This is a genomic window from Ideonella livida (assembly GCF_010499455.1).
GTDB classification, from domain to species: Bacteria; Pseudomonadota; Gammaproteobacteria; order Burkholderiales; family Burkholderiaceae_C; genus Ideonella; species Ideonella livida.
The window spans coordinates 1-21,365 of the sequence record NZ_JAAGOH010000007.1; the positions used below are offsets into that span (position 1 = coordinate 1).

Sequence of the window (21,365 nt, forward strand, 5' to 3'; positions counted from 1 at the left end):
CTCTACAACCAGTACCTGCCACAGAAGGCGCTTGGGCATGAGACGCCCGTGCAGGCGCTCAAACGATGGCGGATCTCACACCCGCACTTGTTCCTCAAAATGATCAGGAATCATCCGGGACCTGACACTTAGCCACCAATGCGGCAGGAGCCAACTTGGCCAGCAGCGCGTCCGCCCGAGTCAATGCATGTCGAGTTCCTTTGCCATCCGTGTAGTCCAGCACGGCGTGGACTTGGGGAGCCACTTGTGCAAGCAGTCGCCGTGCATCCTTCGGCGCGACTTCCACCAAAAAACCGATCGCGTCGAGGGTATTGTTCAACGTCGGGTCTTTGCGATGAGAGAAGCCCGTCGCCAACTCCCAAGCTTGCCGGCAGAGTTCACGCGCTGGTGTTTCCAAGCCATGAGCAACCGAAATCCCACATAACTGCAACGGCGTTTGCAGATGGACGCTGGTCTCTTGCCGCACCTCCGCATCGCACAGCTCGCGCTGGGAACGCACGAACATGGCAGCGGCCTCATCTGACATCCTCGTCAGCAGCCCCGCAACGTACTGCTCGCGAAACGATGTGGCATCGAACCACTTGAACGATGTGGCTGCGGCAAGCGTTACCTCTGTCAAGTCGGCTTCAACAGCATGGCCCAACAGGATGCTGCCGTGACGGATATCGCAGGCCACATGGTGCAGCGCAGCCCGAAAGTCCTCTGCCACCGACTGCCGGTCGTAGCTCTGTCGGAAATGCCTGAACTCCGCCGGTTCCAGCAGTGCAAAGAGATCGTGGAAGTCCACGAACTGGCCATGCCACCAGCGATTTGCCACCTCTGCTGCGATTCCCGAGAGTTCGTTGAGGAAATCCGTGACGTTCTCTCGGTCTGTATAGACCGGCGCGGGTACAAAGTTGAACGTAGCCTGCCCTTCAGCCAACATGCACAGGCTCAAATGCACGGTGCTGAAAAACCAGTGATGCACCAGCCTTGCAAGATCCCGCTTGCGCTCGCTGTAGTCGGCTCCCAGCCAGTCTATTGGGATCGGAGCATTTAAGGTCACCCCAGCCCGCGTGTAAGCCACCTGCACGGCGGCAACAAAGGGGGTTCTGGCAAGTGCATTGAAATCGGGACGCTCGACGACGCTCACATTGACCTGCGCCGCAGCCCGCAGGCAAGCATCGCTAACCGCATGCTTGCGTCGTCCGTCGCTCATCGAAGCCACGAGCGACATCAACTCGTCAAGTTGACCTTCTGCGGCCATCAGCCGTACCAACGGCAACCAAGCTTCAGAATGAGCCTCTGTCACGAGCCGTTTGAGCTCTTCAGGCGCAGCCCCCACCGTGCCCAAGCGTGCAAAAGCACTCACCAGAAACTTGAAGGCATCTAAACCGTTGCCTGTAGCGTACTCACCTGAGAACCGACTTGCCCCTCGAAAACGCCGCAGCGCCTCTTCACCGCATGACTCGGCCACGATATGGTCACCGCGCGCCCGCAAAGCCAGACCCAGTGCTGCCACGAGCTTGATATCCGTCTCGTGCCTGGAGGCCACTGCCTCCTGAATCACCCCATCGTCTGGCGCCAGCGTCCACGTATATGAGGCCAGCCGGGCCATGTCTTCGTCCGGCATCTGAACTTGACTGCCCTCGACCATGCGGGCTTTGAGATGCTGGAGGCGATAGGCCTGCGCGAAGTCAGCCCGGTCTAGCGCGGCAGCCACGGCATCGCTGATCAACGTATCAAATAACGCCTGCGGATATCCCTCCTCCAGGCGCAGCAGAACCCAGTCTCGGGTCAGACCCGCAATCAGATGGCTTGGATTGCCAAGCTGAGCTTGAACCGTCCACAGCCAGTTCACCCTCAAGGCATTGGGTGCCTGTGTCTCCAGCCACCGTGCAACCGCCGGCCTCAGCGTGGCAATGCGGTCAGCGTAGCCATCGGTAGAACGTACATAAACAGCCAAGCTCTCGTGAAAGACTTTCAACCCAGCGGCCGACGAATGAAGCAGATGCTCAATCTTCTCGATTTCGGGCACTGCCAGTTTCATCGCGGTCGCGATCTCGCCAAACGCTGTTCGGGGCCAGAAAAACGGGAAAGCACAAACCAGCCGCAACGCATCCTTTTGGCTGGGTGAAAGCTGCCCCCACAACGTCCCGTAATAAAACTTTGCGTCTTGGCTCAGATCGCCCGTCAGTTGCTCAACGTCCCACCGAGTGACCCTGCCACCAGCCAGCACCAGCGCGGAGGTCGCGTAGATGACGTGCAGTGGATGACCATTAGTTCTTGCGCGCAGGACCGATGCAGCCCTTTGCAACTCTCCCTCTGCGAAAGCCACGTGCGCGGCGCCCGGTTGCTCAGTTTCTGCGGGCTCGCGTCCAGTGCTTAGACGACCGGACTGCACCGTCTGACGTAAGTACGAGAGAACGGCGTCGCCAGACATGGCTGGAAGCGTTTTCCAAGTCGCCTTTGGTGCCGCGATCAACAAATCCGTCGGCAGTTGGGCGTCATCTACCGGCTGCGTGCCCACAAGCAGAACCATGTTTTCAGGGCACGGTACCAACTGTGCAAATACGTCCTCCAGCGGTTTCTTGTCTCCTGCGTTGATACGCCAGACGTGGTCGAGCCCATCCAAGATCAGCACGAAGGGCTTGTTGAGTTTCTTGTAGTGCGCAGCGGCAGCCTCCAACAACGCCCGCAGATTGCCGCCCGGATCTGAAACGTCAGGATGAAGTCGCCGGATCTGTGATCGGATCGACTCCTCAACGATGTAGCTATGCACACGATCCCGGCCACGCTCTGTTGTGGACAGAAAGTAGTGGTGGCGAGCCGTTGGGATGTCTTTGTCGGCGAGTGTGTCGCACAGCGCGCTGAGGTAGGTACTCTTGCCGCGACCAGGCGGGCCGGTCAGAACGATGGCCTTGCCGACGGAATGCAGTGTGTCCTCGACGAAGGTGTCGTGGAAGTCAACATCGGGCACCTCATAGCCCTTGGGGACGGCAAAGTCCTCCGGCAGCGGTGCAGGCGGCGTCGCTTGAAGAATCGCACGGAGGTCTGGCAACGTGATCCAGCCTGATGGTGGGGGCGAGTTCTTCTGTGTTGCCCAGTTCAGGGCGTTGTCCTGTAAGACGGCGATTCCCTCCGGCGTGCCATGAGCACGTAGCCGCGCGTTGACTTCGTCCTTAAGCGTCTCGTAGCCCTTGTCGCTGTGCATGACTTGCAGCCGCCCGAAGAAGTCTGAACAATTGTTCTCGCCACCGAGCTCGGCAATGAGCGCTGTGCGCATCGGGTCGGGAACCTTGGCGAAATCAATCTTGTCCCCGGTCAGGCAGGCTTCGATGTCGGCATCCGGTCGCCGGTTGGTCAGGAGAGAAAGCTGGCCGACGCGTGCTGGATCCAGCGATCTGTAGGCGTCAAACCACTTCTTCAGCATCGACCGAGATCGCGCCGTTTTGCCCGACCTCTCAAGCAGCCAATCCCAGGACAGCAGGTGTGCATCAGGGTTGGGCGTGAACTTGACCTGCTTGAGGTCTTGCAGGCCGTCCGTGCGCTCGACCACGATGTCGTCCAGACCTGTCGGCGCATCCGTCTCAACATCGCACTCGAACTTCACCTTCACGTAGCGGCTCGGTGCATCCAGCCAGTCACACAACACCCGCAGCCCTTGCCGGTTCTGGTAGATGTAGCCAGCAGCAGTGATCGCGGTGTGCTTGATGTTCTCAGTCATAGTGGGCCGCCCCTTCCGCTAAAGAACCTCTGAATCGCCCTGGCAATCACGGAAGTCAGACCGACGCCAGCAAGTCACCGCGAACGCGATCAGCCATCAGCCCGCCCCAACTGCCTGATGCTCCCGGCAATACTGAAACCCACCAAACCGGCCTTCTTGGTTCCAGCAGAACTTGCCTTCGCCAAAGCTGATCTTTTGCCCGCAGGTCACGCACACCAGCTTGCGTTTGAGTGATTCGTCGGGGGCTGCCGCCACAAGAGCCACGGCGGGCGCAGCGTGCGGTGCCGGGGCGGGCGCAACCGGCGCGGGTCGTGCGCCGGCCGGTTGGGGCGCGGCGGCACGGGCAGCGGCGGGTGTCGCGGCCGGCGTTGGTTTCGGCGTTGGAGTCAGTGCCGAAGCCTTGGGCTTCATCCACTCTGGCAGGTCCAGCGGGTTGGTGGGGCGATGCTGGCGCATCAGCTTTTCGGCCATGGCCCGCACGCTGTCCATGCTGTTCAGGTTGACCAGGGCATTCAGCAGGGTCATGCCGGTCATGTTCTTGTCGACATAGGCATTGCGCCAGGTGCCGATTTGGTCGGCTTTGATCACGTTGCGGGTGTCGAAGGCTTTGGCATCCGGGCGGTGGATCAGGGCCTTGGGGTGCAGCAGCACGGCGTGATGAAAGGTGGGCTTGAAGCCGGCGCGGCTGTTGATGGCCAGTTGCGCCAGCAGGCGGGAAAAGATCCGCTCGTGCCGGCGGCTTTTGTCGTTGGCAGCCTTCAGCAAGGGTGAGGCGATGGTGCTTGCCATGTGGGGCCCAGGGGTGACACCAGGGGCAGGAAACAGTTAGATGCTGAGTTTAGTGGTTTGGCTGGTGTGCCAGCCCATGGGGTCGGAGTGCGCGGGCTGGCAGGACAATGCGGTCCACGATGACGACCCCTTCAGACCAAGCTGGTGCACCCCAGCCCAGCCGATCCAAAGACCCCCTGCACGGCGTCACCCTGCAGCAGATCGTGGAGCACCTGTCAGCCCACTACGGCTGGGCCGAGTTGGGCCAGCGCATTCCCATCCGCTGTTTCACGCATGAGCCCAGCGTCAATTCCAGCCTGAAGTTCTTGCGGCGCACGCCCTGGGCGCGCGAGAAGGTGGAGATGCTGTACGTGGCCACGCTGCGCTGGCAGCGGCAGGCGGGTGAGCGCGGGGGCTGAGGCCTGGCGGTGGCGGGTGTGAGCTTTGTGGGCCCGCGGCGCTGCGTAGTCCGGTAAGCCCGGTCCACCCTCCTGCGCCCCTGCCTATACCCATGAACACGCCGAAACACCTGCTGGCCCTGTCGTTTGCCGTGGCCGTCCTGACCGCCTGTGGCGGTGGGGGCGGCGATTCCACACCCACGCCGCCGGCGACAGGGGCCGATGAGAACCCGGTGGCCGACTACGCGGGCACGCCGTTCTCGGTGCTCAGCCGGGTGGTTTTGGGCACCTCGTCCTACGGGCCGGAGACGCGGCTGGTGGCACTGACGCTGCGCGATGGCACCTGGTGGGGGGAGACGCGCTTCAAGGCGGGCAACATCTCCAACGGCTCCCACTGCTTCCAGGCCCTGGGCGCACCCCGCTTGTCCACCTGTGCCGGTTGGCAGGAGGGGGATGCCCCGGTGGCCGGCGCGGTCAACCGCTTTCTGCTGGACCCGCAGACCAATGGCGCGCTGTTCCACACGGTCACCACGCCGCCCACGCTGGGGGGCGCGGACACGCAGTACCGCATGACGCTCAAGCCGATGGTGGCGGGGTGGTCGTCGGCCAGCTATGCGGGCCTGCAAAAGCCGCGCATGGCGCTGGTGGCCAGCAAGTACTTTGTGGTGATGGACCTGCAGGCGGGCAGCCTGGGCAGCACGCCGTATGCCTCGGTGCTGGACTACGGGGCGCGCTATCTCAGCCCGGGCCTGAGCTTTCCCACCCCCCAGCCGATCTATGTGGAGTTGTTTGGCCTGACCCACCTGCACACGCCGAGCTACCCGTCGGTGATGGACTTTGACTTTGCGGTGCATGACGGGCGCCTGGGCCTGTACGCCTTTGCCTCGCGCCCGGACACCAAGAGTCCCTTGGCCGGTGGGGCGCCAGCCGGTCTGCTGCAGCTCTGGCAGCACGACGGCACGGCGCTCAGCCCCTTGGCCACCCTGGCTGTGCCGGCGGTGGCCAAGCCGGTGGTGGACGGCGGCAGCAGCTACTGGGCGGCCCACGGCGTGCGCCTGGTGCGCAACGCCGCCCAGCCCAACCGGCCCTGGCTGGTGGTGGCCAATGAGACCACCGGCGCGCTGGACGTGTACCGCCACGATGGCAGCGCCACCTTGCAGGGGGTGGCCACCGGCGTGGCCAAGCCGGCGGGCTTTGTCTTTGCCCAAGCCCCCCTGGTGGCGGTGGGGGATACGCTGTACCTGGCGGCCGGCCGCTCGGTCTACCGCCTGTCGGGCGATGGCTTGGCGGTGATGGCGGGCGACTGGTTCAACCAGGGCGACAACGCCAGCCGCTTCACCGAGGTGGATGTGTTGGCGTCCGATGGCAGTGCCCTCTACATCGGCATTGGGCGGTACTTCACCGACTACCTGCACACCGTGGCCGACGTGCTGCGCCTGGCACTGCCGTAACGCGCCCCAGGGTCTTTCAGGCTCGGCCCCCCAGGCATCCCCCAGCCCCACGCCCCCGGCGGGCTGGGTATCTTCCGTGGCGTGTTCACCTGATGGAGACAACGCCATGATCGGGCCGCGCAAGCTTTTGCTGGATCACCTCTACGCCCATGAAAAGGCGCAGGCCGGGCGGGTGTTCCTGACCCAGCCGCTGGCCGGCGGCACGGTGGTGAACCACACCTGGGGCCAGGTGATGGACCAGGCGCGGCGCATGGCCACGCACCTGCGGGGCGAGTTTGCCGCCCGCGGGTTGGCGCCCGGGGCGCGGGTGGCCATCCTGTCCAAGAACTGCGCGCAGTTCATCATGGCCGAGATCGCCATTTGGATGGCCGGTGGCACCACGGTGGCGATCTTTCCCACCGAGACGGCGGAGACGGTGAATTACGTGCTCACGCACAGCGAGGCCAGCCTGCTGTTTGTGGGCAAGCTGGACGGCTGGGCGCAGCAGCGCCCAGGGGTGCCGGCGGGGCTGCCCTGCGTGGCCTTTGACTTGGCGCCCGCCGGGCACGGCCTGCCCACCTGGTCGTCCATCACCCAGGGCACGGCGCCGCTGGCCGGGGAGCCGGCGCGGGCGCCGCAGGACCTGGCGGTGCTGATGTACACCTCGGGCTCCACCGGCACGCCCAAGGGGGTGATGCACAGCTTTGAGCGCTTCAGCGCCGCGGCCGAGGGCATCCAGGCCTATCTGCGCAGCCAGATTGGGCAGGACGCCGACTGCCGCGTGCTGTCCTACCTGCCGCTGTCGCACATCTTCGAGCGGGCGTGGATCGAGTCGGCCGCGCTGGTGGACGGCCGCACCCACATCTTCTTTGCCGAGGCGCTGGACACCTTCCTGGCCGATCTGCAGCGCGCCCGGCCCACGCTGTTCATCAGCGTGCCGCGGCTGTGGCTGAAGTTCCAGCAGGGTGTGTTTGCCAAGATGCCGGCGGCCAAGCTGGACCGGCTGCTGAAGATCCCGTTGTTGGGCAGGCTGGTGGCGCGCAAGGTGCGCGCGGGCCTGGGGCTGGACCAGGTGCTGATGGCGGGCAGTGGCTCGGCGCCCATCCCGCCTGACCTGATCGCCTGGTACCGGCGCATCGGCCTGCCGCTGTACGAGGGCTACGGCATGACGGAGGACTGCGCCTACTCCTTCACCTCCAAGGAAGGGCATAACGCGCCGGGTTATGTCGGCGTGGCGCTGGCCGGGGTGCAGGCCAAGCTGAGCCCGGAAGGCGAGATCCTCATCAAGAGCCCGGGCCAGCTGGTGGGCTACTACAAGCGCCCGGACCTGGACGCCGAGAGCTTCACCGCCGACGGCTTCTTCCGCACCGGCGACCTGGGCGCGTTCAACGCCCAGGGCCTGCTCCAGCTCACCGGCCGGGCCAAGGAGCTGTTCAAGACCGCCAAGGGCAAGTACGTGGCGCCGGCGCCCATTGAGAACCGGCTCAACGCCCACCCCATGGTGGAGCTGTCGCTGGTCAGCGGCGTGGGCCAGTCCATGGCCTTTGGCGTGGTGCTGCTGCATGAGACCCTGCGCCCGCGCCAGCACGAGCCGGCGCTGCGCGCCGAGGTGGGCGCCCAGCTGGCCCAGCTGCTGGACCGGGTCAACGCCAGCCTGGCCGAGCACGAGCGCTTGCAGATGCTGGTGGTGGCGCGCGAGCCCTGGAGCATTGAGAACGGCTGCCTCACGCCCACCATGAAGATCCGCCGCAACCGCATTGAGAAGCTGCTGCAGCCGGAGCTGGAGCGCTGGTATGCCGACCGGCAGAAGGTGCTGTGGCAGTAGGGCCGCGGGCGGCGGGGGCAGGGGGGAGGCCGCCTTGCACCCCGTGGCCGGTGTGGCCCCGGCCCTTGAGGTACGCTGCGGCCCCGCCGTCCGGCGGCCCCTGGGGCCGCCCGTTCCTGAGAAAGCCGCCGCCTTGACCCCAGCCTCCGACGCCGTCGCCCGGCGCTTCCTGTCCTACATCGCCCCGCAGAAGTGGGGGCTGCTGCTGGGGGTGGCCTGTTTCATGGCGGCGGCGGCCATGGAGCCGCTGGTGCCGGCCCTGCTTTCCCGCCTGCTTGACGACGGCTTCAAGGCCGACATGGGCTTCTCGGTGTGGTGGGTGCCGCCCATCCTCATCGGCATGTTCGCCGCGCGCGGCCTGCTGCTGTTCTGCGGGGCCTACCTGTTTGCCTGGTCCAACACCCGGGTGGTCCTGCAGCTGCGCGAGGAGATGGTGGCCGCGGTGATGCGCGCCGATGCCGCCCTCTACGGCCGGGTGGCCCCGGGGGTGCTGGCCTCACAGGTCATCACCGACCCGCAGAACGCGGTCAACAACATCTCCGGGGCGGTGGTCACCTTGCTGCGCGACGGCACCACCCTGCTGGCCCTGCTGGGCTATCTGTTCTACCTGAACTGGAAGCTCACCCTGATCTCGCTGATCACGCTGCCGCTGCTGGGGCTGGTGGTGCGTTTCGTCAAGCGCCGGGTGATGAGCGCCAGCCGCCGCACCCATGACTCGCACATGCGGCTGATCGGCATCACCGACGACATCGCCCGGGCCTGGCGGGTGGTGCGCACCTTTGATGCGGTGGGCTTTGAGTCCCGCCGCTTCTCGCAAGAGGCGCAGCAAATGCGCCGCATGGCCATCAAAAGTGCGGCGGCCGGCGCGTCCATGACGCCGCTGACGCAGACGGTGGCCAGCCTGGGCGTGGCCACCATCCTGACCATGGCCCTGGTGCAGGCCCAGCAGGGCAGCGCCACGGTGGGTGAGTTCGTGGGCTTCATCACCGCGCTGCTGATGACCATCTCGCCCATGCGGCACCTGACCGATGTGACCCAGCCCATCGCCAACGGCCTGATCGGGGCGGGCCGCTGCTTTGAGCTGCTGGACACCCCCAAGGAGCCTGACCGCGGCACGCGCGAGCTGGACCCGGCGCACTGCCAGGGCGAGATCCGTTTTGCCGGGGTGGGCCTGACCTATCCGGACAGCGAGCGCCCGGCCCTCCAGGGCCTGGACCTGCATGTGCCGGCCGGCACCACGGTGGCCCTGGTGGGCGCCTCGGGCGCGGGCAAGACCACCATCGTCAGCACGCTGCTGGGGTTTGCCGAGCCCACGCAGGGTGAGGTGACGCTGGATGGCGTGCCGCTGTCGGCGCTGCGCAAGGCCAACCTGCGCCGGCAGTTCGCGGTGGTGTCGCAGGACATCGTGCTGTTTGACGGCAGCATCGCCGACAACGTGACCTACGCCCTGCCGTTTGACGCGGCCAGGGTGGAGTCGTGCCTGCGCGCGGCCAACCTCTGGGACTTTGTGCAATCCCAGCCCGAGGGCCTGCGGGCGTCCATCGGCACCAACGGCAACCGGCTCTCGGGTGGGCAGCGCCAGCGGCTGGCCATTGCCCGGGCGTTGTACAAGGACGCGCGCATCTGGATTTTTGACGAGGCGACCTCGGCGCTGGACACCGAGTCCGAGCGCATCGTGCAGCAGTCCATCGAGCAGTGGCAGGGCCGCAAGACGCTGATCCTGATCGCCCACCGCCTGAGCACGGTGCGCAACGCCGACTGCATCCACGTGCTGGCCGACGGGCGGGTGGTGGAGGCAGGCCGGCATGCCGAGCTGATGGCCCGCCAGGGCCTGTACGCCGGCATGGTGGGCGCGCAGGCCCTGGGCTGAAGGCCGTGCTGGCCGCGTCGGCCAGGGCCTTCAGCGGCTGGCCACCAGCAGCGGCTCGCTGGGGTGCAGCGCGGTCTGGCAGGGGCTGTCCTGGGCGTCACGCGCCTGGGGCGGGATGCTGATGACGTGCGGGTAGTAGTGGGCCCCGGGCAGCAGGCGCAGGCGCAGGGTCTCGGTCACGGCCCGGTGCTCGCCCGGGTTGGGGCTCAGCTGGGCCAGGCGGGTGGCCCCGCCGGGCGGGATGCTGCAGCGCACGGTGATCTGGTGGTCGCCGGCTGGCAGGGCCAGGGTGCCGGCATCGGGGTCCACACGGCGGCCGTTGACTTCCACCACCGTGGCCATCCAGCGCAGCCGGGCGTTGGGGCCTTCACCGGCCCATTGGCGGGCCTGGCGCTCCAGCAGCACGGGCTCGCCGGCCGGCGCCGCCGTGGCCTGGGCCTCGCCCTGGTAGGTCTGCCACTGGGTGGCGCAGCCCACGGTGCCCAGCAGCAGGATCACGGACAGGCTGCCGGCCAGGCGCTGGCGGCGGATCTGCGAGACGGTGGGGGGACGGCTGGAGGTCATGGCGGGCTCCCGGGGACGATGGGGCAAGGGCGATGGCCTGAAGATCGGCCCCTTCGGTCCTGCGCTTGAGCCGGAACAACTCAGCCTTTGGCGCCCAGTTCCTCGGGCAGGCGGCCACCCCCGGCTGACGGGGGCGGCCCGGGCAGGGCGGCCGGGGCCACGGGGGGGCTCATGGGCGCTGGCGGCGGCGCGGGTGCGGGTTCGGCGCCCGCCACCCGGTTGCGGCCGGTGCGCTTGGCCCGGTACATGGCGGCATCGGCCACCGACAGCAGGTGCTGCAGCTCCAGCCCATGCTGCCCGGTGCTGGCCACGCCCAGGCTGGCCGTGAGGGCGAAGGCGCCGCCCAGCGGATCGGCCACCCGCAGCTGCGAGACGGCCTCGCGCAGGCGCTCGGCGCTCTTGAAGGCCTGGGCTGCGTCGCAGTGGCCCAGCAGCAGCACGAATTCCTCACCCCCATAGCGCGCGGCCAGGTCGCCGGTGCGGATCTGGGCGGCCAAGGTGCTGGCCACGGCACGCAGCGCCTCGTCGCCCACCCCGTGGCCGTAGCTGTCGTTGATGGCCTTGAAGTGGTCCACGTCCAGCAGCACCACCGACAGGTGGAAGCCATGGCGCTGGGCGGTGGCCAGTTCGCGCTCGGCCTGCTCGAAGAAGGCGCGGCGGTTGAGCAGGCCGGTCAGCCCGTCGGTGTTGGAGAGCTGGCTGAGCTGGGTGATGAGCTGGGCGCGCTCTTCCTCCATGGTCTGCTGCAGGATCTGCACCTTCTGCATGGCCCGCACCGCGCCCAGCACCGCGCCGATCTCGTCGTCGGCTCTGGCTTCGGGCACGGTCAGGTCGTGCCGGCCCTCGGCCAGGCCGTGGATGACCCGGGCGGTCTGCGACAGCGGCACCACCACCCGCCGGTGCACCAGCCACAGGCCCAGCGCCAGGGCGGACAGGGCCACCAGCGACAGGGTGGCCATGACCTGCAGGTCCAGCCGGGCCGCGTTGCGTCGGGCCAGGGCTTGGCGCTCGGCGTCGTCCAGCAGGGCGTTGCGCAGGTCGAAGGCGCGCGCCAGGTCGGGCACGATCAGCTCGCCAAAGCGCAGGGCATCCACCGGGTAGGGGCCACCGTGGTGGCCGGCCTCCACGATCTGGTCGATGAGCGCGGCGCCCCGGCCAAACAGGCCGTGCCGCAGTTGCTGGCGCGCCGAGGCCACGGCGTCGGTGCCGCGGTAGCCGTCCAGGTAGCTGTCGAGCAGTTCGCGCAGCTGGTCCAGGCGGCCCAGCTGCAGGTGGGTGGCGTCGTCCTCCTCTGGCGTGAAGGGCGTGCCTCGCACCACCGCCGGGCGCAGGCCGGCGGCCAGCAGGCCACCCACCTCGCGCAGGCGGGCCGCCAGCACGGCGCCCTGCAGCGGGGGGGTCAGGTCGGGGTAGGCGCGTTGGGCGCGGCCGGCCAGGTCGGCCACCGCGGGCTCCAGCAGGGCATGGGCCTCGCGCAGGCGGGCGATGTCGCGGGCCACGTGGGCGCTGCGGCTGCTGTCCTGGCGGGAGACTTCGCTATCCACCGACAGGCGCACCTCGTCCAGCAGCAGCCGGGCGCGGTCCACCGCGGTGACCACGCGGCGGTAACTGGGGTCTTCCTCTCCCAGGGCAGCCAGGTCGGCCGTGGCGGCGGCAAAGGCGCGGTCGGTGTCCAGCCGCGCGGCCATGAGCTCCTCGCGGGCACGCAGCGGCGACTCGTGGCCCACGTCGCGCAGCACGGCAAAGGAGGGGGCGCGCTCGCGCGACAGCATCTCACCGGCGCTGAGCACGCGGCGCAGGCGCTGCAGGGCTTGCAGGCCGTCCTCGGCCTGCTTCAGGACGTGCCGTTCGTGCAGGGCGGCGTGCACCACCAGGGCCAGCACCACCATGGCCAGGCCGGCGGCCAGCCAGCGGAAGAGCGCGTTCAGGCCCACGGCGCCTCCGCAGGGCAGGTGTCGCGCGGCAACGCGGTCAAGGGGAAACCCGGCACAGCTGGCTCCGGCCATGGACAAGACCGGCGGCGGCGCGGTGCGCGGACCCCGGAACGCAGGGGCCGGCGCGCGCAGGCGGGCCACCCCAGCGCTCATATCGACCGGCGCGGGCGAGACTGAAGGCGCGCCCGTGGGCGGCCGGGGTCAGCCGCTCAGGCGCGCTCGAACTTGAAGACCGCCACGCTGGCCAGCAGGTTGGGCCAGCGGCGCACCACCTGGCCGTCCTGCAGGCCGAAGCTGTCCAGGATGGCCAGGCCGTTCTTGCGCGCCAGGATCTCGAAGTCGGCGTAGGTGCCCACGCGGATGTTGGGCGTGTCGTACCACTCGTAGGGCAGGGCCTTGGTGACCGGCATGCGCCCGCGCAGCACGCTCAGGCGGTTGGCCCAGTGCGCGAAGTTGGGAAAGCTCACGATGCCCTGGCGGCCCACGCGCGCGGTCTCGCGCAGCATGTGCTCGGCGTTGCGCAGGTGCTGCAGGGTCTCCAGCTGCAGCACCACGTCAAAGGTCTGGTCGTCAAACAGCTGCAGGCCTTCCTCCAGGTTGAGCTGGATGACGTTGACGCCCTTGCGGGCGCACTGCAGCAGCTTGGCGTCGTCCAGCTCAATGCCGTAGCCGCTGCAGCCGCGGTGTTCGCGCAGATGGGCCAGCAGGGTGCCGTCGCCACAGCCCAGGTCGAGCACGCGCGCGCCCTCGGGCACCAGCGCGGCGATGGCCTGCAGATCCTGGTGGGGGGTGGTCATGCGCGGGCTCCCTGCGGGGTGATGTTCTGGTCAATACGCTCAAAGTAGGCGCGCATCACGCCGTGGTAGCGCGGGTCCTCCAGCAAGAAGGCGTCGTGGCCGTGGGGGGCGTCGATCTCGGCATAGCTCACCTCCACCTGGTTGTCCACCAGGGCCTTGACGATCTCGCGCGAGCGCGCCGGCGAGAAGCGCCAGTCGGTGGTGAAGCTCACCAGCAAAAACTTCTTGTCGCGCGCCACCTTGAAGGCGGCCGAGAGGTCGCCGCCATGCGCCCGTGCCGGGTCAAAGTAGTCCAGCGCCCGGGTGATGAGCAGGTAGGTGTTGGCGTCAAAGTACTCGCTGAACTTCTCGCCCTGGTGGCGCAGGTAGCTCTCGATCTGGAACTCGATCTCCTGCGTGGAGTAGCCCACCGCATCGCTGCGCCGCTCGCGGCCGAACTTGGCCTCCATCGAGTCGTCGCTCAGGTAGGTGATGTGGCCGATCATGCGCGCCACCCGCAGGCCGCGCGCCGGCACCACGCCGTGGGCGTAGAAGTGGCCGCCGTGGAAGTCGGGGTCGGTGACGATGGCGCGCCGCGCCACCTCGTTGAAGGCGATGTTTTGCGCGCTCAGGTTGGGCGCGGTGGCCACGGCCACGCAGTGGCGCAGGCGCTCGGGGTAACGCAGCGTCCAGGCCAGGGCCTGCATGCCGCCCAAGCTGCCGCCCAGCACGGCGGCCAGCTGGGTGATGCCCAGGCGCTCGACCAGGCGGGCTTGTGCGTCCACCCAGTCTTCCACCGTCACCACCGGGAAGTCGGCGCCGTAGGGCCGGCCGCCCTTGGCCGGATCGGGATGGGGGTGCATCGGCCCCGTCGAGCCAAAGCAACTGCCCGGGTTGTTGATGCCGATGACAAAGAAGCGGTTGGTGTCCAGCGGCTTGCCCGGGCCCACCAGGTTGTCCCACCAGCCATCGCTCTTGGGCTGGCCCGCGTAGTGGCCGGCGATGTGGTGCGAGGCGTTGAGCGCGTGGCACACCAGCACCGCGTTGCTCTTGTCGGCGTTCAGGGTGCCGTAGGTCTCGTAGACCAGCGTGTAGTCGGCCAGTTGCGCACCGCTCTGCAGCGGCAGCGGCTCGGCAAAGTGCATCTGCTGCGGGGTGACCGCGCCGACGGAGGCCATGTGCATGGACATTTCCGATCCAGAAATGAAAAAACCCGGTTCCGCGTTTCAGAGATGCGGACACCGGGCGTCGAGTCTGGCGTCCCTCTTTAGCTGTATTTGTAGGGCGCCCGCAATCCGGAACAAATCGGCGCCTGAGGGCGCGCAGTTTAGCAGGGGGGCGGCGCCGGCTGCCGCCTGCCACGCTCAGGGCGCGGGCCAGCTCAAGCGTACCCGGCAGCCCCGGGGGGCCAGGGCCTCCAGGCTGACCGTGCCGCCCTGGCGGTGCATCACCTGCGCCACAACCGCCAGGCCCAGGCCGCTGCCCGGGGTGTGGCGGCTGGCGTCGCCGCGGGCAAAGGCCTGCAACAGGTGCGCGGGGTCCTGGGGGCCCAGGCCGGGGCCGTGGTCGTCCACCTCCAGCCACAGGCCGCCGTCGGCCTGCGGGCGCAGGCGCACGCACACCGGCGGGGCGCCGTGGCGCAGGGCGTTATCCACCAGATTGCCCAGGGCGCGCTCCATCAGCAAGGCGTTGCAGTTCCGGCGCAGGCAGGGCGCCGGGCCTTGCAGCTGCAGACGTGCGACCTCGGCGCCGGGGTCGAGGGGCAGCGCTTCGCCCGGGGCCAGGCGGGCGGTCAGCACCTGGCGGGCCACTTCGTGCAGGTCTACGGTTTCGTCCAGCGGCAGGGTGCCGGCGCGGACTTGGTCCAGAAAGCTGCCGATCAGCCGGTCGGCCACCTCGACGTTGCGCACGATGGTCTCGCGCCGGGCGGTGAGGTCGGGCGCCTCGGGCAGCAGCTCGGCGGCCATGCGGATGCGTGCCAGCGGGCTGCGCAGGTCATGGGAGATGCCGGCCAGCATCAGCTCGCGTTCGCGCAGCTGCCGGGCGTGGTGGCTGTGCAGCTGGTGCCAGTCGGCGGCGATGGCCTGCACCTCGGCGGTGGCGCCGCGCAGCGTGGGGGCCGGGGCAGGCTGCCCCGGGGGGTGGGCATGCAGGTGCTGGCGCAGCGCCTCCAGGGGGCGGCTCAGGCGGCGGGCGGCCCAGGCCGAGAGGCCGGCGGTGACGGCCAGGCTCAGGCCCAGGGTGAGCAGCAGGCGCAGGGGCAGGCGGGTTTCGACCAGCGCGTCGTCCAGGCCCAGCCAGCGTGGCCCCTCCGGGGTGTCCAGGCGCAGCCAGAGCAGGGGGCGGCCGGCCTCCTGGGGGTGGGCGGTGAAGCGCAGGTCCTGCACCTGCAGGCCCGCCCCCAGCAGCGCGGCCCGCAGCGCTTGGGTGCGCGGTCCGCCCAGGTCGCCGGGCAGGCTGGGCCCGGGGCCCTCGGCCTGGAGGCGGGGGCGTGGCACGCCGGCGGGCCAGTCCTGTGCGGCCTGGGCGGCCGGCAGCTGGCTCAGGCGCAGCAAGGCCGGGGCCCAGCGCTCCCCCACCAACTGGCCGATGGTGCGGTTTCGCTCCACATAAAAGCCCAGGCCGAACACCAGCAGCAGCGCCAGCGCGCCCAGGGTCTGCACCAGCACCAGGCGGGTGAAGAGGGTGTTCCAGCGGGCCATGGGCGGGCGGAGGGCTCAGGCGCCGCGGGGCACGAAGACGTAGCCTTCGCCGCGCACCGTGTCCACCCATTCGGCGCCGGGGGCGGCCTCGCGCAGCTTGCGCCGCAGGCGACCCACCTGCACGTCCACGGTGCGGTCCTGGGGGCGGTATTGGCCGGGTTGCACCGCCTCGCTCAGGCGCTCGCGGCTCAGCGGCTGGCCCGGTTGCCGGGCCAGGGCCACCAGCAGCTTGAATTCCACCGTGGTCAGGGTCAGCGGCAGGCCCTGCGGGCCGGCGCGGACTTCGCGCCGCAGCAGGTCCACTTCCAGGCCGGCAAAGCGCAGCAGGGGTTGGACCTCGGCCCGTGCGGGGGCCGCGCGGCGCAGCAGGGCGCGCACCCGGGCCACCAGTTCCCGGGCCTCGAAGGGCTTGGGCAGGTAGTCGTCGGCGCCCAGCTCCAGGCCCAGCACCCGGTCCATGGGGTCGCCGCGGGCGGTCAGCATCAGCAGGGGCAGGGCGGGGTGGGCGGCGCGCCAGCGGCGGCAGGCGTCCAGGCCGTTGCCGTCGGGCAGCATCACGTCCAGCAGCACCAGGTCAGGCTGCAGGGTCTGCAGGGCCCGCTCGGCATCCCCCAGGGTCAGCACGGCATGGGTGTCCCAGGTTTCACGGTGCAGCAGCTCGCAGACCATGCCCGAGAGCTCGGCGTCGTCGTCCACGACCAGGATGAGTTGGCGCAGGCTCATGCGGAGGGCGGGTGGCGCGGTGATGGAAAGGGCCGAAGGGCGCGGGCCCGACGGGGCCGGGTCAGTGTAGGGGCCGCCGCGGGGCCGCGGTGCGACAAGGCTGTCATGCGGTGTCATGCGTTGCCGCCGCCGTGGCGGGCCCGGCGGCGTGCAATGGAGCTCCCGATGCTGGAGCTTTCACCATGGACCTGGACACCCTCAGACGCGCCCTGGACCCTACCTGGCTGCCCTGGCTGCTGGCCCTGGGGGTGTCCCTGCCGGCCCTGGCCGTGCTGGAGGGACTGGCCCTGCAGCACCTGGCCCGCCAGCCCTATGACTGGACCCACCTGGGCCTGTCCCTGGCCGATGCGCTGGGCCGGCGGGCGGTGGATGCCCTGGGCCTGTCGCTGGCCGCACCGGTGCTGGTCTGGGCCTACACCCACCGGCTGGGCACCTGGCGCCTGGACGGGCCCGGCCCGTGGCTGGCCGTCTTTCTGCTGCATGAGGCGTGTTACTACGCCTACCACCGCGCCGCGCACCGGGTGGGCTGGTTCTGGGCCACGCACAGCGTGCACCACTCGCCGCCGGCCCTGAACCTGGCCTGTGCGCTGCGTCTGGGCTGGACCGGCAAGCTCAGTGGCACGGCCCTGTTCTTCTCCCCCCTGGTGCTGCTGGGCGTGCCGCCGACGGTGGTGCTGGGCGCCACCGCCTTCAACCTGGTCTACCAGTTCTGGCTGCACACCACCTGGATCCCGCGGCTGGGGCCCTTGGAGTGGGTGTTCAACACCCCGTCGCACCACCGGGTGCACCACGGCAGCAACCCCGAATACCTGGACTGCAACTATGGCGGGGTGCTCATCGTGTACGACCGGCTGCTGGGCACCTGGGTGGGCGAGCGCGACGGCTTGCCTCCGCGCTACGGGCTGGTGCAGCCCCTGGACAGCCGCAACCCCTTGGTCATTGCGTTTCACGGATGGATCAGGCTGTTGCGGGATGTAAGGCAAGCGGGCACCATGCGAGGGGTGCTGGCGGTGCTGCTGGGGCCGCCTGGCGGTGCCCGCTCAAGTGCCCTGCCGGACAGCCGATCCTGCGAGCAGGCGGCCAACGCCCCGGCCCGCCGTCTGCCCGCCCCCGGGTCGTCACCAAGGAGATCCGCATGAACGCCCCCCAACGCCCAAGCGTCCCGGCTGCCACAGCGGCGCGGCCGGCCACGGCGGCCGATCCCGCCACGGTCGCCCCGGCCTCTCCCTTGGCGCCCACGGCACCCGGTGCGCCGCAACCGAAGTTCAACGAGACGGTGGTGACCACCGGGTTCTGGTCCAGCAGCGCCGCGCTGCAGCGCGGGGCGGATGTGCAGGAGGTGGACCCCGCGCGCCTGCCTGAGGATTGGCGCGAGCGCTTCTTCGGCATCAAGAAGTGAAGGCCGTGGCGCGCCGGGCTTGAAGACCCCGGGGGCCGCCCCCAGCGCGCACGCCCGCACGCCCGGCCTACCGCGTTCGGCATTGACAGGGGTGACATGGGGCTGCTCCCAGGCGCGCTAACCTGCTGGGCATGAGCACCTCCCTCTTTTCCCCCCTGCAGCTGGGCGACATCGCCCTGGACAACCGTGTCGTCATGGCGCCGCTGACGCGCAACCGCGCCAGCAACCCCGGCCGCGTGCCGGTGCCGTTGATGGCCGACTACTACCGCCAGCGCGCCAATCCCGCGACCGGCGCCGGCCTCCTCATCACCGAGGCCAGCCAGATCAGCCCCATGGCCCAGGGCTACCTGGACACCCCGGGCATCCACAGCCAGGAGCAGATCGCCGGCTGGCGGCAGGTGACCGAGGCGGTGCACGCCGAAGGCGGCAAGATCGTCATCCAGCTCTGGCATGTGGGCCGCATCTCGCACAGCAGCCTGCTGCCCGGGGGCGCGGCGCCGGTGTCGGCCAGTGCCAAGCCGGCCCAGAGCAAGACCTACATCAGCGGCGGCTTTGCCGACGTGTCGGCCCCGCGCGCCCTGGCCACGGAGGAGATCGCCGGCGTGGTGGCCGACTACGCCCAGGCCGCCCGTAACGCGGTGGCCGCCGGCTTTGACGGGGTGGAAATCCACGCCGCCAATGGCTACCTGATCGAGCAGTTCCTGCGCGACAGCGTCAACGACCGCACCGATGCCTACGGCGGCACCATCGCCAACCGGGTGCGCCTGCTGCACGAGGTGGTGCAGGCGGTGACCGGCGCCATTGGCGCCGGCCGCACCGGCATCCGCCTCTCGCCCATCAGCCCGGCCAACGACATCGGCCAGGACAGCGACGCCCAGGCGCTGTTCAACCACGTGGCCCAGGTGCTGGCGCCGTTCAAGCTGGCCTATGTGCATGTGGTGGAAGGCGCCACCGGCGGCCCGCGCGACCTGACGGCCCAAGGGGTGGCCCCGTTTGATTACGCCGCCATGCGTGCCGCCCTGGGCGGCACGCCCTGGATGCTGAACAACGGCTACGACCGGGCGCTGGCGCTGGAGACGGTGGCCTCGGGTGCGGCCGACGCCGTGGCCTTTGGCAAGCCCTTCATCGCCAACCCGGACCTGGGCCGCCGCCTGCGCGAAGGCGCCGCCTGGAACGCGCTGGACGTCAAGACCCTCTACGGCGGCGGCGCAGCGGGCTACACCGACTACCCCACGCTGGCGTGAGGCCGGGGGGACCGGTCGGCGCTGCGCATCCCTTGCAGCGCCTGAAGGCGGCCTTGGCCACCGCGCCCTGGCCGGGGCGGCTGGCCTTCACCCTGGTCATGGCCGCCCTGGCGGGCGAGGCCGCGGCCTTGGCCCATGTGCCGCTGCCCTGGATGATCGGGCCGCTGCTGGTCAGCGCGGCGCTGAGCCTGCGGCAGTGGCCGCTGCAGGCCTCGCCGCGGCTGCGCGATGTGGGCCAGTGGGCCATTGGCACCACGCTGGGCCTGTACTTCACCCCGGCGGTACTGGCGGCCATGCTGGGTTTTGCCTGGGCGATCGGTGTGGGCGTGGTCTGGGCCCTCGCCCTGGGCTATGCCTTCTACCGCTTCCTGGCCTGGCGCCATCGGGACGAGCCGGGGCTGCACCCGGGCGCCGCCTTCTTTGCGGCGGCCATTGGCGGGGCCTCGGAGATGGCGCTGCTGGCTGAGCGCCACGGTGCGCAGGTGGACCGCGTGGCGGCCGCGCACTCGCTGCGCGTGCTGATGGTGGTGAGCCTGATCCCGCTGGCCTTCCAGTTCTCCGGCCTGCATGGCCTGGACCCGTCACCGCCGGCGGTGCGCGAAGTGCATGGCGATGGCCTGGCGGTGCTGGTGGGCTTGACGGTGGCCGCAGGCCTGCTGATGCGCCGGCTGGACCTGCCCAGTCCCTTTGTGCTGGGGGCGCTGGCGGTGTCCATGGGGCTGACCGGCAGCGGCATCGTGCTCTCGGCCCTGCCGCTGCAGCTGGTCAACGCCGGGCAGTTGTTCATCGGTGTGGCGCTGGGCACGCGCTTCACGCCGGCGTTCTGGCACCGGGCGCCGCGCTGGCTGGCCAGCGTGGCCCTGGGCACGCTGGGCATGATCATGCTGTCCGCGGGCTTTGCCTGCGCACTGGCCTGGGCCACCGGCTTGCACCCGGCCACGCTGATCCTGGGCACCTCGCCCGGCGGCATCGCCGAGATGAGCATCACCGCCAAGGTGCTGCAACTGGGCGTGCCCACGGTGACGGCCTTCCATGTGCTGCGTTACCTGGCGGTGCTGCTGGCCACCGGCCGGCTGTGGCGCTGGGAGGCGCGGCGGCTGCAGGCCCGCGCGGGCTGAGCCGGACCGCGGCGGCCGGCTCAGGGCGAGAGGCTGGCGACCCCCACCCAGGCCCTGCGCCGGGTGCTGCCCAAGGGCCGGCAGCCCTCATCCGGTGTGGCCACGTGGCCGCGGCCGCAAGCCTTGCGTGCGGGCGCGCCGCGGCGGCACCTCTCCGCAGGCCATGAACACGCTGCCCTGCCACTTCGGCTCGACCTGCAGGCCGGGCAGGCAGCGGTCCAGCAGCCGCCAGGGCTGGTCCAGGCCGGCCATGCTGCCCACCGAGTACCAGGCGGCGCTCCACACCCACAGGTTCAGCGGCCAAGCCCACCACGGGGCCCATTGCAGGCCGGTGGCCACCACCCGGGCACCGGGCCGCAGGTGGCGGAACACCTGGGCCAGCGCGGTCGGGCTCAGCAGGATGTCGTGGGTGAAGTGGAAGAGCGCGGCATCGGCCAGGGGCAGCTCGGCCGCCTCGACCGGACAGGTCTGGAGCTGCACCTGCGACCAGGCGCGGTCCTGGCAGCGCTGGCGGGCGCGGCCCAGCATGTCGGGGCATTGCTCCACGCCCACCACCTGACCCTGCGGGCCCACGGCGGCCTGCAGGGCGTCCAGGCTCAGGCCGGTGCCACAGCCCAGGTCCAGCACCGTCTGGCCGGGCTGCAGGGCCAGGCTGGCGATGGCTTCCTGGCGCAGGGGCTCGAACGGGGCCAGCTCCCAGTCGTACTGCGGGGCGCGCTGGCGGTACAGGGCCCGGGCTGCCTGTCGCAGCGCCGCGGCGTCAGGCGACTCCGGGAGGGGGGCGGCGGGCGCCGGGGGACGGTCGGGCGTGGTCAGGGACGTCGTCATGGCCTGGTCTCCTCCTGTGGCGCTCCGAGGGTCGGCGGGTGGGCGCCCGCGCGCAGCATCCCGTGCCCGATGCGGCTTGT

17 protein-coding genes and 1 pseudogene are annotated in these 21,365 nt (G+C 69.6%); 9 read left to right on the forward strand and 9 right to left on the reverse strand.

Features of this window, described 5'->3' with window-relative positions; translation table 11 throughout:
* Positions 1-132 (forward strand): annotated as a pseudogene (locus G3A44_RS23420) (IS481 family transposase); the annotation flags it as partial.
* Here the strand turns inward: G3A44_RS23420 and G3A44_RS07580 are convergent.
* Both G3A44_RS07580 and G3A44_RS07585 read right to left on the reverse strand, forming a co-directional pair.
* The gene (locus tag G3A44_RS07580) at positions 104-3,706 is read right to left on the reverse strand and encodes an NACHT domain-containing protein (RefSeq protein ID WP_203561332.1); all 3,603 of its coding nucleotides are present in this window, start codon (positions 3,704-3,706) and stop codon (positions 104-106) included. The pseudogene G3A44_RS23420 and the gene G3A44_RS07580 overlap by 29 nt on opposite strands.
* 96 nt (positions 3,707-3,802) lie before the next feature.
* Entirely contained in the window at positions 3,803-4,495 is a 693-nt protein-coding gene (locus G3A44_RS07585; protein WP_163456918.1) for a hypothetical protein, read from the reverse strand.
* Positions 4,496-4,614: 119 nt separating this feature from the next.
* Here G3A44_RS07585 and G3A44_RS07590 point away from each other — a divergent pair, with 119 nt between their 5' ends.
* From G3A44_RS07590 to G3A44_RS07605, 4 genes are all read left to right on the forward strand, one after another.
* Positions 4,615-4,893, forward strand: a complete 279-nt coding sequence (locus G3A44_RS07590; RefSeq protein ID WP_163456920.1) for a VF530 family protein — start codon at positions 4,615-4,617, stop codon at positions 4,891-4,893.
* Positions 4,894-4,985: 92 nt separating this feature from the next.
* Positions 4,986-6,323 carry a hypothetical protein gene (locus tag G3A44_RS07595; protein ID WP_163456919.1) on the forward strand — a complete coding sequence of 446 codons (1,338 nt, stop codon included), beginning with the start codon at positions 4,986-4,988 and terminating at the stop codon, positions 6,321-6,323.
* 106 nt (positions 6,324-6,429) lie between these two features.
* A complete protein-coding gene (locus tag G3A44_RS07600; RefSeq protein WP_163456921.1) occupies positions 6,430-8,127 on the forward strand; it encodes an AMP-binding protein in 1,698 nt (565 codons plus the stop codon).
* Between the two features lie 133 nt (positions 8,128-8,260).
* Positions 8,261-9,997, forward strand: a complete 1,737-nt coding sequence (locus tag G3A44_RS07605) for an ABC transporter transmembrane domain-containing protein (RefSeq protein ID WP_239061752.1) — start codon at positions 8,261-8,263, stop codon at positions 9,995-9,997.
* A gap of 30 nt (positions 9,998-10,027) precedes the next feature.
* Here G3A44_RS07605 and G3A44_RS07610 read toward each other — a convergent pair whose 3' ends face one another.
* From G3A44_RS07610 to G3A44_RS07635, 6 genes are all read right to left on the reverse strand, one after another.
* Positions 10,028-10,561 (reverse strand): hypothetical protein, encoded by a 534-nt coding sequence (locus G3A44_RS07610; protein ID WP_163456923.1) that lies wholly within the window; start codon positions 10,559-10,561, stop codon positions 10,028-10,030.
* A gap of 80 nt (positions 10,562-10,641) precedes the next feature.
* Complete coding sequence (locus G3A44_RS07615) at positions 10,642-12,495, reverse strand: GGDEF domain-containing protein (RefSeq protein ID WP_163456924.1); 1,854 nt, start codon at positions 12,493-12,495, stop codon at positions 10,642-10,644.
* Positions 12,496-12,704: 209 nt separating this feature from the next.
* The gene (gene metW, locus G3A44_RS07620; protein ID WP_163456925.1) at positions 12,705-13,292 is read right to left on the reverse strand and encodes a methionine biosynthesis protein MetW; all 588 of its coding nucleotides are present in this window, start codon (positions 13,290-13,292) and stop codon (positions 12,705-12,707) included.
* Entirely contained in the window at positions 13,289-14,449 is a 1,161-nt protein-coding gene (gene metX / locus G3A44_RS07625) for a homoserine O-succinyltransferase MetX (protein ID WP_163457062.1), read from the reverse strand. The genes metW and metX overlap by 4 nt, the downstream gene beginning before the upstream one ends.
* 186 nt (positions 14,450-14,635) lie before the next feature.
* On the reverse strand, positions 14,636-15,973 hold the full coding sequence (locus G3A44_RS07630; protein ID WP_163456926.1) for a sensor histidine kinase: 1,338 nt from the start codon (positions 15,971-15,973) through the stop codon (positions 14,636-14,638).
* 15 nt (positions 15,974-15,988) lie between these two features.
* Entirely contained in the window at positions 15,989-16,696 is a 708-nt protein-coding gene (locus tag G3A44_RS07635; RefSeq protein ID WP_163456927.1) for a response regulator transcription factor, read from the reverse strand.
* Between the two features lie 182 nt (positions 16,697-16,878).
* Between G3A44_RS07635 and G3A44_RS07640 the strand changes: the two genes are divergently transcribed.
* The 4 genes from G3A44_RS07640 to G3A44_RS07655 all read left to right on the forward strand — a co-directional run bounded on the left by G3A44_RS07640 (position 16,879) and on the right by G3A44_RS07655 (position 20,457).
* Positions 16,879-17,835: a sterol desaturase family protein gene (locus tag G3A44_RS07640; RefSeq protein WP_163456928.1), complete on the forward strand. Its 957-nt coding sequence runs from the start codon at positions 16,879-16,881 to the stop codon at positions 17,833-17,835.
* Positions 17,832-18,095 (forward strand): hypothetical protein, encoded by a 264-nt coding sequence (locus G3A44_RS07645; protein WP_163456929.1) that lies wholly within the window; start codon positions 17,832-17,834, stop codon positions 18,093-18,095. Before G3A44_RS07640 ends, G3A44_RS07645 begins: the two co-directional genes overlap by 4 nt.
* Positions 18,096-18,226: 131 nt before the next feature.
* On the forward strand, positions 18,227-19,339 hold the full coding sequence (locus G3A44_RS07650) for an alkene reductase (RefSeq protein WP_203561333.1): 1,113 nt from the start codon (positions 18,227-18,229) through the stop codon (positions 19,337-19,339).
* Between the two features lie 32 nt (positions 19,340-19,371).
* On the forward strand, positions 19,372-20,457 hold the full coding sequence (locus tag G3A44_RS07655; protein WP_239061753.1) for an AbrB family protein: 1,086 nt from the start codon (positions 19,372-19,374) through the stop codon (positions 20,455-20,457).
* An 87-nt stretch (positions 20,458-20,544) separates the two neighbouring features.
* Here G3A44_RS07655 and G3A44_RS07660 read toward each other — a convergent pair whose 3' ends face one another.
* On the reverse strand, positions 20,545-21,285 hold the full coding sequence (locus G3A44_RS07660) for a class I SAM-dependent methyltransferase (RefSeq protein ID WP_163456930.1): 741 nt from the start codon (positions 21,283-21,285) through the stop codon (positions 20,545-20,547).
* Positions 21,286-21,365 lie beyond the last annotated feature (80 nt).